The sequence below is a fragment of the Candidatus Thiothrix putei genome (assembly GCA_029972225.1).
GTDB lineage: Bacteria > Pseudomonadota > Gammaproteobacteria > Thiotrichales > Thiotrichaceae > Thiothrix > Thiothrix putei.
In genome coordinates this window covers 3693646-3707003 of record CP124756.1, presented here as the reverse complement: position 1 = coordinate 3707003, position 13358 = coordinate 3693646, and the positions used below count along the sequence as shown (strand labels likewise).

The window sequence follows — 13358 nt, the reverse complement described above, 5'->3', positions numbered from 1 at the left end:
GCTATTTGAAGCAAATCAATAGAGCTGGAGTTCTATCACCTCCGGTGTTGAAGTGAGATCATCAGATGTCAGCTTGACCTTGAGTTTGAGGTAACGCCCCGGTAGAAGGTTGGGTGCATCCACGCCGTTTTGAACTTCCACGTACTCTTTGGCATTTAGATCAATGGTATTATTGGCAGTTTTTGCATATACCGTCACTGATGTACCTGCTGGTAGTGCATTCCCTAACAGTTTCCAGCGGATTTGTTTCCAAGCATACTTATCGGCTTTACTGTCAAACGTGGCTTCCCATGTACCTTGACGGCTGGTAATGGTGCGGACGACCCGACCAGTCATGTCGCTGTAATTGTAAGGTCGATAACCGACGGGGAATGTTTCAACATTATAAGAAGCAGTGGCGGTAGCTAATGTTATTTTAGAAGCCGAATTGCCATATTCATTAGCTGACCAAATGTGACCATTACCGTCAACAGCAACACCCGTTGGCCCTTGCCCTACAGGATAGTTGGCTACGTGCTGAACAGTAACGCCTGATTCCGCCATAACACGTTTATAGTGCCCAACCACAGAGTCATAGGAGTCACGACACCCAGCAATAAAAATGTCATCATTATCATCAATCGCCACACCTTGAGCATAACAAGGTTGCCAGCCTCGCCCAACTTGCTGATGAAGTTTGAGTGTACCGGCTGGATCAGTGACATTGAAACTTGAGAAGTTGGGCGACCCAGCGTCAGATACCCATATTTCACCGTGTTTATTGAGTGCCATGCCGTAGGCATTAAGACCTACGTTATAGATGTTTTGACTCTGCAAATCATTACTAACTTTAATAATCACACCATAACCATCGCTCCGGTGCGTTGCCCACAGATTACCATCCTTATCAACAAATCCACCGTAGAAACTTCCCTGCGTATTGGTTGCGCCAATAATTTCGCCTGTTTTACCGTTGACTTTGTAAATGGATTTTACATAGTGACCACCTGTAAAGACGTTATTGTCTTTGTCAATTGCCACCATGCGAATATCTGAAGGTGTGGAAACGCCAGGGGCTGAAAGGGTTACGTGCTGTAACACACATTCATCCTGTGCATTGGCAATACCCTGACCATCACCAAAGTAGCCGTCCCAAGGTTTGACATCAGTGCTACCTGTCGAAGTATCAATATCACCGTTACCATTGCGGTCGATACACTGACCAAACTCTTTAAGGCCAACTTTAGTAATCGTATTGTTGTTCCGATTACCGACCCATACGTTACCGTCTTGGTCAACAGTGGTACGGGATGGATTGCCATTGCCAGGGCCAGTCCGATAACGACCTAGCTCCTGACCTGTTTTCACATCTAGCTTGGAGATAGTGCCTTCGCCTGAGTTGGCTATCCAAATGTAGGGGAAGGTCTGGTTGGTCGTACCATCATCTTTGAAAGAGAGTTTAAGAGTGCCGCCTTTGGTGTCAATGCCAACATTTAAATTGCTGCCTTCAACTTCAGGGTCGAGGTTAGTAAAGTCGTTGATGCTTTCCTTTGCTGGCGTCGCATCCTCTTCATCGCTAACTGGGCTGACGACTCCATTGCTATCTTTTGCAACCACTCGGAAATGGTAAGGCGTGCCATTATCCAATTCAGAGATCACTACGCTCGTTCCACTTTCAACTTTTTTCCATGTTGCTGAATTGTAAGTTGTACAATCAGCACTCACTTTGGAGTAGCAGTAAGCGTAACCGCCCGTTGCGCCTTGAATAGCTCCCCAACTAAGAGTTACTTGTTTGTCGCTGGGGGTGGCGGTGACAGCGGGGGCAACTAATTTATTGTCTATACTTAAACCAATACTAGCTTGCTTAATAATACCTCCATTGTCATTCTTTGCCTGTAAAGTTAAGGTGTAGTCATGCCCTACAGGCAAACTGATCGTATCAATTCCTGCGCGGTAAGAGGGAATTTCAAAATTCAATGGAGTGCAATCATCACATTCAGCAACAATTACCCACTCATCTGTAAGCAGACGAATATTGGCATTTTCATAAGCTTCGGAGAAATTTACATTAATCAATGCATTATCATTGTTAACTGGATCATCCCCCTGAAACACAGCATTTAATGCAATAGAACCACTAACAAAACAATCGCTACCAAGGTCTTTATCAACAAACTTAGCTATTTCTACAGAAGCACTTCTCTCCACAATACCATCTATTTTAATTTTTTTAAAAATAGGTATTTCAGCTTTAACTCGAGCATTAACATCAAGCTGGACACCAGCCCACACTTTACTGTTATAACAAAAAAATCCTGACCAACCGTTATTAGGACGTATCGCATAGATGGTATCACCCTCCAAACTACCTTCCAACTTTGCTCCAATAAAAGTCTTAATAGCCAATGGACGTATACCACCAACCAAAATATCAGCCGCTAGAGAAGGACCTAACTTTTGAGTCAGTTCCGCCTTAGCATTAGCATACAGCTCAACAGTCGATGGAGTTGCCACATCAATCTGTCTGCCATCAAAATTTGTTCCTACAACCTTAAATTCAAAACCTTGCTCAAAATGATATCCCCGCACCCTAAATCCAGCCTCACCGCTGACTTTAATTTCACCGTGCATATCTGCATACAGCCACAACACTACTGTTGGAGCCATTGAAAAATATTTCAGGTTAACTAAGTTGCCAGAAAAAGTGAGAGGACACACGCCCGTTAGACATGGTCTTATTACAACCCCACCGATAGGAATCATCCCACTTTTATCATCTCCCTCTAAACCTTCCAGACTGAACTTATCATCTCCCGCCCATTCCAAACCATTCCATATATCCTTTTCTTTATCAAATAAGTCACTCCACCTCCATGTTGGTGATCCTGCCATTCCATCTGGAGAACGCAACCCCACTTTACCATTTGCATCCCCCTTAATTACTGCCGCCAGTTCCAGCCACCCAGCAGATGAAGCAATATTTCTCACATTAAAACTTCCCTTGCTACTTACTGTCACATTGCTTAAGTCCACTTCCGCAAACAAGGTGATTTTCTTTCCATCTTTATCGATAAATTCATTTTCAAAGTTAATTGAACCATTAACGGTAGCTCCCTCTTGATTCGCTTCTACACTGAGCCCATTGGTAATTGATGGTCTTCCAGCCAATATGGGGCGACTCGCAAAACTGACCTTTGCATTTTTGGGCGCAATAGTACCCACAACTGCCGCACCTGTTTTCGCAGTATCAAAATTCCACTCCAAGGCAGAATAAGCATCCTCAACATTTGCAGGACGTAATGTCAGGACAGTTTGCCCCCCACTAGTAACAACAGTTGCCACTTTGCCAACAAATGGAACGGGAAGCCCTTTGCTAGATTTACTCGGTAGGAACACAACATCGCCTTGTACAAAACCTTGCAGGTTTGTACTGTTCCCTGTCAGAACTACCCCTCCATTTGTTGCACTATCAACAGTCGTTGAGGAAGCAGACAATACGGTATCTAATACCTCCTTTGCCCCCGGAGCTACCTCAGCCCTCACCATAGGAGCTTGATTGACTGGAATACCACCACCGCTGCTCCCACCACTGGAGGTATAAACCCTCACCCCCACCTTCGCCGCAGCCGAATCCACCTTCCCATCATTCGCCACAAACGTAAAACTATCATCGCCCTCATAACCACTATTCGGCGTATAGATATAGACATTGCCCTGCCCCAACCGCAACGTACCATGCGCTGGCTCAGTCACAATGCGGAACGTCAGCGTATCGCCATCCGCATCTGTCGCTAAAAGGGTAATTTGAGCAGTGCTGCCAGTAGCAACATCAACACTAGCAGTTTGTGCCACAGGTACATGATTGGCAGTGCTTGCATCCCATCCATTAGCATCACCATCAACGTTACAAGCTGACAACCACAAGGAAATAAACAGTAAAAACGGAATTAGTAATAAATGTTTATAATAGTATGCTGTGCTGTGCTGTGCTGTGCTGTCAGCAGCCTACCACCGGATGGAATCAATCCCATAACGAAGCCCCCCATTCTCAAAAAAGCGATAAAACAATAGAATCAACTTATTTATGATAACAGATCACATGTAAACAGCGGTTGGCATGACAAGCTTTTTTTTCAAAAAATTCGTACTAATTTTAACCAAACCTATCGCCAGCCCCTCGACATCAATCCACACGAGTCGACCGACTCGACACCCGATACAACACCGGAATCGCGAACAAGGTCAGCACGGTTGAAAACCCAACCCCCCACACAATCGCCGTCGCGACTGGCCCCCAGATCAGCGACTTACCCCCCAACCCGGTGGCGAGTGAAAACAAACCCGCCATCGTGGTCAATGACGTAATCAACACCGGAATCACCCGCCGCCGTGCCGCATACACCGTGGCGTGCAACACACTCATCCCCAATTCACGCCGGTCATTCGCCGCTGAAATCAACACAATCGCCGAATTCACCGCAATCCCCGCCAACGCCACCACGCCGTACAGTGTGTACAAACTCAACGGATTTTGCGTCACCAGTAAGCCATACACCACGCCGGTAAACGCCATCGGCACAGTCGACAAAATCAGCAATGGCTGCCAATAACTGCCAAATTGCGTCCCCAGAATCAAATACATCAAACCCACGCCAAACAGGAACAACATCCCAATCGCATCCATGCTCTCCTGAATATCATCGAGTTGCCCCGCAAAATCCAAATCAATATTCGGGAATTGCGCCTGATACGGTTTCCAGCCCTCCAGCAAGAGTTGATTCGCCTGCACCGCATCCAACGCACATTGCGAATAATCCGGCGCTGCCCCGCTGAACATCGGTTGCAAGCGGCATTCGTAAAACGGCTCATCCGGGCGTTTCACCAAATCCGCCTCCAAGGTAATGGCGCGGCGGAAATTGTAATGGCGAATATTGCCCAACGACACGCCTTTCTGTTCCTCCACCAATTCGCGCAACGGCACACTGCCGCCATCCGCAGTCGGCAAGCGGAAATCCAGCAACTGATCCACCGTGCGCAAATCCCCCTCTTGGCGTTTGACGCGCACTTCCAGTTTCTCACCTTGATCCTGCATATCCGCGACCACTTCGCCATCCACCAGCAAGCGCAAGCTACGGCTGACCTCATCCGGCGACACCCCCGCACGGCGGATATTGTCGTGGCGCAAGCGCAACGTCATTTCCATCTGACCGGGGCTGGCATCGTCGCTAATGTCTTTGAAACCCGGATTCGCACTCAGAATTTGTTTGAGCGCAGCGGTTGCCCCCTGAATTTCGGCGTAATTATCGCCACGCACTTTCACGCTGATCGGCTTAGCCGCCGGGGGGCCGCCCGCCAATTCCAGAAACGCAATATTCACCGCCCCCGGCACGTTCACCACATCGGCACGCATCCCCTCGATAATGGTTTTCACCTCCCGCGAACCTTCCGACATCGGCTTAAGGCTCACCACCATCTGCCCGTAACGCGCCCCATACAACGGCTCAGTTTCGGTAAACATCATCCCCGCATAAGCCACCACCGACCGCGCATCCTCCGGCTGCAAATGCTTTTTCACCTGCTGCTCGACTTCTTGCACCTTTTGCATGGTTGCATCCAACGCGGTAGAACTCGGCATTTCCACGTTCACATAAAACAGCCGTAAACTGTCCGCCGCAAAGAAATTCATCGGAATCAAGCCTGCCCCGACAATCCCCACCGCCAGCACAAACATCAACACCACCGCACTCAATGCCGCACGCGGGAAGCGCAATACTTTCACCAGCAAACGGGCGTATTTCACTTGAATCCAATGGGTAGCGCGAGTCCGCATTTTTTGAACCCGCGACGGCTTATCAAAGCGCATTTTCGTGCTGGCAACGTGCGCGGGCAGCATCCAAAACGCCTCAATCAAGCTAATCGCCAGCGCCAGCGTCACCACCATCGGAATCACTTGCATGAATTTACCGAGTATTCCCGGCAACAACATCAGCGGCAAAAACGCTGCAATCGTCGTCAATACGGCAGTCGTCACTGGCAAAGCCACCTCGCGCATGGATTCCACCGCCGCCGTCACTGCATCCACGCCGTGTTGCAAGCGGTAATAAATGGATTCGACCACCACCACCGCATCGTCCACCAACATCCCCAACACAATCACAATGCCCAGCAACACCGTCACATTCAAAGTTTCACCCGTGCCGGACAACACCCAAAACGTCAATGCAAGGGTGAAAGGAATACCAATCGTGGTCAGCGCAGCAATCCTGAACCCCAGAAATAACCAAGTCACGAATAACACCAACACAAACCCCAGCAAGGCATTGCTTTCCATAATGCCGATCGCCTCACGGGTGGGAATGGTTTGATCATCAACCAACACCAGTTTCACCCCGCTGGCTCCGACCTGCTGATTACGCGCGTCAATGTACGTTTTCAGGCGCTCCACCAAATCCAACACATTGGCTTTGTCTTCCTTCATCACCGCGAGCAATACCGCTGGTTCGCCATCCAAACGCACCTTTTGGGTGGCTTCAGCGCGAGCGCGTTCCACATTGGCGACCCGTGACAATGGCACTTCGCCCTGCACACCGGGAACAGGCAATTCAGCCAAAGCTTGCGGGTCACTGGTTTTACCGCTTAAACGCACCAACCAACTTTGCTTATCCACATCCAAACTGCCAGCGGATAAATCCCGAAACCAAGCACGTACCGTATCGCTCAATTGCCCCGGCGTTAACCCCAAGGATTCGAGTGCGACAGTATCAAAGCGGACTTGCAGTTCGGGATCATCCAACGCCACCGGATCAACCCGATCCACGCCCTTAATCTGCTCCAGCGCTTTTTCGATATTTTTGGCTTGCACCCGCAAATTTTCATCGTCAGCAACGCTTTGCACCGCAATCATCGCCGACGGGAACGCATTCGCCGTGGTGATTTCCAGCACAATCGAATCCATCGCCTCCGCAGGCAGCAAGTTTTCAGCGTTCTGAATTTCGCGGCGTAAATCGGCAAGGCGCTTATCGAACGTGCGTTCATCAATGTCTTCAAAACGCACCAATAGGCTGGAAATGTTTGCACGGCTATTGCTCGACACAAATTTCATGTCCGGTATGCCACGAATCGCGTCTTCCAGCGGGTCGGTCACGCGCTTTTCCACGTCTTCCGCACTCGCCCCCGGCAACGCAGTGATAATCGAAATCCAGTTGAAATTAATCGTGGGGTCTTGCTGGCGCGGCATTGTGTTATAAGCGGTAAAGCCAATAATCAGCACCAACACAAACGTGAGGTTCGCGAGGACGTGGTTTTGTATGAGGCGGCGATACATCAAGGTTTCTCCACCGTCACGGCTTGCCCATCCCTTGCCCGCAAGCGGTTTTGATCAATCAAACGCACCGAAGTGGGCAAGTCGATTAACACCGGCTGCCCTTCTTTCGCATCGGGGAGCGGGTGGAACTTTGCCATGCCATCCACTTCCAGCATGACCCCCAAACCACCTTCACGGCGCACCACCCAACTCGCCGGTAATGCCTGTAATTTACCTTGCCACACCACGCGCCCACTGCGCCCAACCGGCAAAGAATGTTTACCCTTGAGGGTAAAGCGCACTTCTTGCGTGCGGGTATTTCCGGCGATTTGCCCAACCACCGCACGGCGTTCCAGCGGAATGCTCACACCATCGGCAACAAAGCGTAATTCCGCCCCTTGCGTTTGATCCTGCACTTCATCCACCGATAAACTGGCGCTCACTTCCAAGGCTTTGTCTTGCAGCAATTGGAACGCGGGTGTGCCGGGCGTGGCTTGCTGCCCGACTTGCACATTACGGCGGGTTATTTGCCCGGCAAACGGCGCTTTAATGGTGCAACGTGATACCGCAAGCTGGGCGGTGTCGGTTTGCGATTTGGCGACTGCCACCTCAGCTTTGGCTGCTTCAGCGTCGGCAGCGGCTTTATCCAACACTTCAGCCGGAACAACACCCGTGTTACGCAAACGTTGATTACGCTGGAATTGCGTCGTCGCCAGTTGATAACGCGCATTCGCCGCATCCACGCCTGCTTTGGCTTGGCTCAAGGCGAACAGATGGTCGCGGCAGTCCAATTCCGCCAACACCTGACCCGCTTGCACCGTATCACCCGTATCAGCCCGTAACTGGGTAACTTTCGCAGAAATTTCAGCACTGAGCGTGCTATCGTTCAAACTGATCAGCGTTGCTGTTACACTACGTTCAGATGCTTGCAAAACCTCCCCCAGAGGTCGCACTGTCACCGTGAGAGAGTCCACTGGGGTATCAGCCATGCTGAAACCAGCCAGAGAGAGGGTGATTATCGTCGTGAGGAGTGGGAGGCGTAAAGATTGACGCAGCATCGGTATTATCACTTTTAACAGGTTGCGAAACGTAAGGATGCAAGATATATAAAGCTTTGTAAATTTCAGTTTTATAACGTCGCATTACAAACCAACGTTACCGTTATTATCAACACAAACTAGGAGAGGAATCATGCCACAACTTTTTTCTGCCGACTGGATGAACGAACTCAAGGATCTCTGGAACAACGACCCTGAAGTAAAAGACAAGCTTGCTGCGATCGGGTTCAATTCCATCATCACTTGTGGCCTGAAAGGCGAAGCTAAACCGATGGGTGTTTTCGTTGTCGAAAATGGCGAATGTGTCCGTGCAGGCGATTACAACGGTGAAAGCCCGGATTGGGACATGCGTGCCGACCGCAAAGACTGGATGAAATGGACAAAAGAACCGATGGGTATGGTCGGCCTAGGAACTGCTTACACCTTTGGTAAACTGAAATTCTTGTCAGGTGACTACGGCGCAATGCTGAAAAACCCAGCCATGGCGGGGCCTTTCGTGAAATCATTCGCCCTGATGGCAAAAATTGACACACAATAACTAAAATAGTCGTCATTTTAGGGAATAAAACGTATAGGGAGGCCATCAATGAATGGTTTCCCACTCTATATTACGCTAGGAGACTTCATGAATTTCATCCGTAACATTCTTGCCATTATTGGCCTCGTTGCCATTGTCGGTGGCGCATACGCTTACACCAAATTTGCCCCCATGATGAGCCAAATGGGTGATATAGACATTGCTGCTGAAAAAGCGGCTTTAGATAGCTTTGACCCCAAAGCGAAAGATGTTTACATGAATATGTGGACTAAGCTGAAGGAAAGCGGCAACTCGGCTGATGCAACCGTCGTCAAATATTCGTTGGCGGAAGGCGTTTCCCCAGCAGATGCTGAAGAGTCCATGAAATCCATTGCTAACAAGCACAACATCAAAGCGGTTGGCGAATTGCCACTGTCAGAACAAGTGAAATTGGAAACCGGGCAAGACCAACGCTTCCTGAAAATATACCAGTTCTGCAACCCACAAACGGCGATGAAAATGGTCGATTTCAGTGATGCCTTTTCTGCGTACCTGCCATGCCGGATTGCAATGATCCAAGACAAGGAAGGCAAATATCACCTGTACTCACTCAATATGGATATGATGATTTACGGTGGTAAAACGCTGCCACCTGAGCTTCATGCTGAAGCAGTCAAGGTACAAGAGATCATGACTGACATTATGCGTGGCGGTGCAGAAGGCGACTTCTAATATCAGCGCGTTAAGCTGAGGAAGACGTTTCTTCTTCCTCAGCCGCTCCAAAAATCACGCCTAAGGTTATCAATACCATACTGGCATACCACATCCAGAATCCTGTCCCCAGACTGCTAACCCGCATATCCACATCCCCCCCCGGAATCTCAGTAAACCAAAAAGCTTGCCCTGCCAAAAGTGCGCCCACTACAACCACCAACATGGCACGATTAGGGTAGCGTGGCATAATCAGCACCCCTAATAGCTCCAGTAAGTTGGCATACCAAGCGAACTGGAACAACCCAAACCCTAACCAACCGGTTGCAGCCACCCAATAGCCCATCACTGCGCCTTGATCGGTATAAAACACGACTTGCGTGAAGGACATTACCCACAATAATCCCCCAAAAAAGAGCATTATTCTTGATACCGACAGCTCATCGAACTTGAGTCTATGCAACACTGTATTCATCCTGAACGTTCCACTTAATCCGTATTCGATTATCATATACACAAACCGGTGACAGGCAAGTCTACTGAGCAAAGGCTATACGCAAGGTTCAACAATATCATTTTGCTATATTGGTGCAAATAACGCACCAATATAGTGCTAAAAAATAATAGGGCACAATAACTGTGATTATATGCCTGCAAAAATACCACTACTCTGAAAAAACTGCACCACCTTCACGCATTTTGTGCATCACACCCTAGTCATTGATTATCCAACGGTTATGATGGCAACTCTTTTGGCTCTTCAGGTGTGAGAGGTTAGGTATGGAGCAACTGGTTTCTGCATTAAATACCCTGTTCGTGTTAATGGGTGCTGTCATGGTACTGGCAATGCACGCAGGCTTTGCCTTTTTAGAAGTCGGCACAGTACGTCACAAAAACCAAGTCAATGCACTGGTGAAAATCATTGTGGATTTTGCGGTTTCGACAATAGCGTACTTTTTTATTGGCTATTACGTCGCCTATCAAGTCGGCTTCTTTGACAGCGCCAGTATTTTGGCGGAAAAGAACGGGTATGACTTGGTGAAGTTCTTCTTCCTCCTCACCTTTGCGGCAGCCATTCCCGCGATTATTTCCGGCGGCATTGCAGAACGCGCCCGCTTTTACCCGCAACTCATTGCCACCTTCATTATCGTGGCGCTGATTTATCCCTTCTTTGAAGGCATGATCTGGAACAATTTGTACGGGGTGCAAGCGTGGATCACCGGCTTATTCGGCGTTGCTTTTCATGACTTTGCGGGTTCCGTCGTCGTTCATGCGATGGGCGGCTGGATTGCATTGGGCGCCGTGATCTTATTAGGGCATCGGCACGGGCGTTACACCAAAGACGGCAAGCCCATGTCAGCGCACCCGCCTTCCAGCATTCCATTTTTGGCGATTGGCGCATGGATTCTGACCGTCGGCTGGTTTGGCTTTAACGTTATGTCTGCTCAAAAAGTGGAAGGTCTCAGCGGTTTGGTGGCGATTAACTCCTTAATGGCGATGGTCGGCGGCATTATTGCGGCGTTAATTGCAGGCAAAAATGACCCTGGTTTTGTCCACAACGGTCCCTTAGCCGGTTTGGTTGCGGTGTGTGCAGGCTCGGACTTAATGCATCCTTTAGGCGCATTAGTGGTCGGAGCGGTGGCAGGGGCATTGTTCGTGTGGACATTCACCTTGGCGCAAAACAAACTGAAAATCGACGACGTATTGGGTGTATGGCCATTGCACGGGTTGTGTGGCGCATGGGGCGGCATTGCGGCAGGCATTTTTGGGTTAGAAGCACTCGGCGGAGTCGGCGGTGTCAGCTTTGGGGCGCAAGTTGTCGGTACGTTGATCGGTGGGTGTGAACAAAAGTGCGGTGTCCTGTAGACTAAGATGGCATCCCCTAAAACCAGAGAAAAAGGACTTTCCCATGTTGACAGTTAGCTCCCGCGACCAAAAACTTTTAGAAGCCTTGAACCGCAACCCCGCATTAAAAGCTCGGATGGAAGGGCTAATCGAGGTGGTTGAAAATGCCGGTGATGACATTATCAAAGCAGCAGACGCCGAACAGCGGGTGATAGAAGAACTGCGCCAAATGGGAAATGATGCGATCACTGCATGGGCAAACAAACGTGTAGAAAAATGCACAGCCCCAGCCTGTGAAGAAGGCATTGGGAAGTATGTAAAGAGTGGAAAAAAAACTGTCATTGGCACACGACCTACGGAAAAATCCACATAAGCGAACCGGTCTACCGGATTCCCGGCAAGCGTGTCCGCCCCTTTAGCCAGAGTGCCGAGGTTGTTTGCCGAGGCTGTTCGCTCCCGCTGCAACGGGCGGTGACGGACTTTGGGGCGGACTGTTCATTTGCTCAAGTGCCTGATAAATTAGAAGAACATTACGGGATACGGCTGGCATCCAGCAGCATCCGACACATCACCGAAGGTCACGCCAAACGCATCCATGAATCCCAAGTGTTGATAAAAGACTATCCAAGCACGTTGGGAAAAGCCTATGTCATTGCCGAAATGGACGGCAGCATGATCCCCATCGTCGAGATTGACGAAACAGCCCCCGACAAGCGCAAAGGCAAAAAGGAAAGCTGGAAAGAAGCCCGCCTGTGTCTTGCCCACGCCAAAGGCAGTGCTACGCCAACGTTTGGCGCAATATTCGGTGGCACGGTAGAAGATGCTGGAAAAATCTTATTCGACACCGCCTGCCGTGCTGGATTTGGAAAAAGCACGTTCCTCCATGCGGTGGGTGATGGGGCAAGCTGGATCAACCGTCAAGTGGATGAACAATTTGGCACACAAGGACATTACCTGATTGATTTTGGCTCAATATGCGTTTCAGGGTCTTATCCCAACAGCAGCGAAAGCAAGGACTGTAAGGCAGCTTGCCCCCGTTTCCTGATGTTGTGAAGAGACTCGAAGAATGCAAGGTAACACGGTAGCTTTTCTTGTGAGATCCCCCGATGAGGTCGTAACCATGAGCGTAACAGTGACCAAAAACCTTCCATCGTATTGACGTGGACTTCATGGAAACCGTCACCATCTTCGTCACGGGCATATTCGCCTGCGCCATGGTTGACGGTTTTGTGGGCATAGCCCCATTCTTCCAATCGGCTGTAAATGTTGTACTCATCGGTGTAGACCAGCGTGCCTGCTGCCACCGTTTCCACAATCAACGGCTTGATCGTCGTCTGTTTCACATTCGCCAGCATACGGATCACGACCTCCCCGGAACGCTGGATCATGCCGAAAATGGGTGGTTTGTCCTTTTCCAGTGTCCCACGCCCCGGCGCACCTTTCAGGGCGCGGCGGCGACCTTCACGCCCAGCATCCGCGACGGCTTCGGGGTTTCCCTTGTGTCCAGCCTTGACATAAACCTCATCAAATTCAACATTCCCAAACAGGTTTACTGGCGTTTTTTTCTCGACACCACGCCGTAACTGTTCCGTCATCGCCTGAACATCATCCTTGTTCAACCCCAATTCGCGGGCGATTTGTTGGTTGGACAGGTTCAACGACATCAGGTACAGGCACAACACCCACACCTTCAGCGGCTGGTGGTGGCCTTCAAACACCGTGCCCGTCAGGTCATCAAAACGCTTTTGGCAATCCTTACACTGGTAACGCTGGCGTTCCTGCTGGGTGTCATCCTTGCCTCGACGGATAGTGTCCTGTGAACCGCAGTGCGGACAAATCACCCCATTAGGCCAACGCACGGAACGGACTTGCTCGAAACAGGCGGCATCACTGGTCAGGCTGGAAATACTGATGAGCGAGGTCATAAAGCCTCTCCTTGGCTATC

The 13358-nt window shown here is 49.7% G+C and carries 10 protein-coding genes; 5 read left to right on the top strand and 5 right to left on the bottom strand.

The window, feature by feature from the left end:
* Nucleotides 1-15: 15 nt before the first annotated feature.
* The 3 genes from QJT81_19015 to QJT81_19005 form a co-directional block, all read right to left on the bottom strand.
* Nucleotides 16-3903, bottom strand: coding sequence for an Ig-like domain-containing protein (locus QJT81_19015; GenBank protein WGZ93853.1), 3888 nt, complete (start codon nucleotides 3901-3903; stop codon nucleotides 16-18).
* Between the two features lie 259 nt (nucleotides 3904-4162).
* Nucleotides 4163-7303 carry an efflux RND transporter permease subunit gene (locus QJT81_19010; GenBank protein ID WGZ93852.1) on the bottom strand — a complete coding sequence of 1047 codons (3141 nt, stop codon included), beginning with the start codon at nucleotides 7301-7303 and terminating at the stop codon, nucleotides 4163-4165.
* Nucleotides 7303-8271, bottom strand: coding sequence for an efflux RND transporter periplasmic adaptor subunit (locus QJT81_19005; protein ID WGZ93851.1), 969 nt, complete (start codon nucleotides 8269-8271; stop codon nucleotides 7303-7305). The genes QJT81_19010 and QJT81_19005 overlap by 1 nt, the downstream gene beginning before the upstream one ends.
* A gap of 202 nt (nucleotides 8272-8473) precedes the next feature.
* On the opposite strand from QJT81_19005, the gene QJT81_19000 reads away from it, so the two are divergent.
* Both QJT81_19000 and QJT81_18995 read left to right on the top strand, forming a co-directional pair.
* Nucleotides 8474-8878 (top strand): SCP2 sterol-binding domain-containing protein, encoded by a 405-nt coding sequence (locus QJT81_19000; GenBank protein WGZ93850.1) that lies wholly within the window; start codon nucleotides 8474-8476, stop codon nucleotides 8876-8878.
* Nucleotides 8879-8965: 87 nt separating this feature from the next.
* Nucleotides 8966-9589: a DUF302 domain-containing protein gene (locus tag QJT81_18995; protein ID WGZ93849.1), complete on the top strand. Its 624-nt coding sequence runs from the start codon at nucleotides 8966-8968 to the stop codon at nucleotides 9587-9589.
* Between the two features lie 10 nt (nucleotides 9590-9599).
* Here the strand turns inward: QJT81_18995 and QJT81_18990 are convergent, their stop codons facing one another.
* Complete coding sequence (locus tag QJT81_18990; protein ID WGZ93848.1) at nucleotides 9600-9959, bottom strand: hypothetical protein; 360 nt, start codon at nucleotides 9957-9959, stop codon at nucleotides 9600-9602.
* A gap of 389 nt (nucleotides 9960-10348) precedes the next feature.
* On the opposite strand from QJT81_18990, the gene QJT81_18985 reads away from it, so the two are divergent.
* The 3 genes from QJT81_18985 to QJT81_18975 all read left to right on the top strand — a co-directional run bounded on the left by QJT81_18985 (nucleotide 10349) and on the right by QJT81_18975 (nucleotide 12466).
* Nucleotides 10349-11434, top strand: a complete 1086-nt coding sequence (locus QJT81_18985) for an ammonium transporter (protein ID WGZ93847.1) — start codon at nucleotides 10349-10351, stop codon at nucleotides 11432-11434.
* A gap of 43 nt (nucleotides 11435-11477) precedes the next feature.
* On the top strand, nucleotides 11478-11786 hold the full coding sequence (locus QJT81_18980; GenBank protein WGZ93846.1) for a hypothetical protein: 309 nt from the start codon (nucleotides 11478-11480) through the stop codon (nucleotides 11784-11786).
* 134 nt (nucleotides 11787-11920) lie between these two features.
* Nucleotides 11921-12466 carry a hypothetical protein gene (locus QJT81_18975; GenBank protein WGZ93845.1) on the top strand — a complete coding sequence of 182 codons (546 nt, stop codon included), beginning with the start codon at nucleotides 11921-11923 and terminating at the stop codon, nucleotides 12464-12466.
* Here the strand turns inward: QJT81_18975 and QJT81_18970 are convergent.
* On the bottom strand, nucleotides 12403-13338 hold the full coding sequence (locus QJT81_18970; protein ID WGZ93844.1) for an IS1595 family transposase: 936 nt from the start codon (nucleotides 13336-13338) through the stop codon (nucleotides 12403-12405). The two genes, QJT81_18975 and QJT81_18970, sit on opposite strands and share 64 nt — an antisense overlap.
* Nucleotides 13339-13358: the final 20 nt, after the last annotated feature.

Coding starts and splice junctions, on each gene's coding strand:
- QJT81_18980 (WGZ93846.1), top strand. CDS start 11,478: ATGTTGACAGTTAGCTCCCGCGACCAAAAACTTTTAGAAGCCTTGAAC.
- QJT81_18990 (WGZ93848.1), bottom strand. CDS start 9,959: ATGTCCTTCACGCAAGTCGTGTTTTATACCGATCAAGGCGCAGTGATG.
- QJT81_19010 (WGZ93852.1), bottom strand. CDS start 7,303: ATGTATCGCCGCCTCATACAAAACCACGTCCTCGCGAACCTCACGTTT.
- QJT81_19005 (WGZ93851.1), bottom strand. CDS start 8,271: ATGGCTGATACCCCAGTGGACTCTCTCACGGTGACAGTGCGACCTCTG.
- QJT81_18970 (WGZ93844.1), bottom strand. CDS start 13,338: ATGACCTCGCTCATCAGTATTTCCAGCCTGACCAGTGATGCCGCCTGT.
- QJT81_18985 (WGZ93847.1), top strand. CDS start 10,349: ATGGAGCAACTGGTTTCTGCATTAAATACCCTGTTCGTGTTAATGGGT.
- QJT81_18995 (WGZ93849.1), top strand. CDS start 8,966: ATGAATTTCATCCGTAACATTCTTGCCATTATTGGCCTCGTTGCCATT.
- QJT81_19000 (WGZ93850.1), top strand. CDS start 8,474: ATGCCACAACTTTTTTCTGCCGACTGGATGAACGAACTCAAGGATCTC.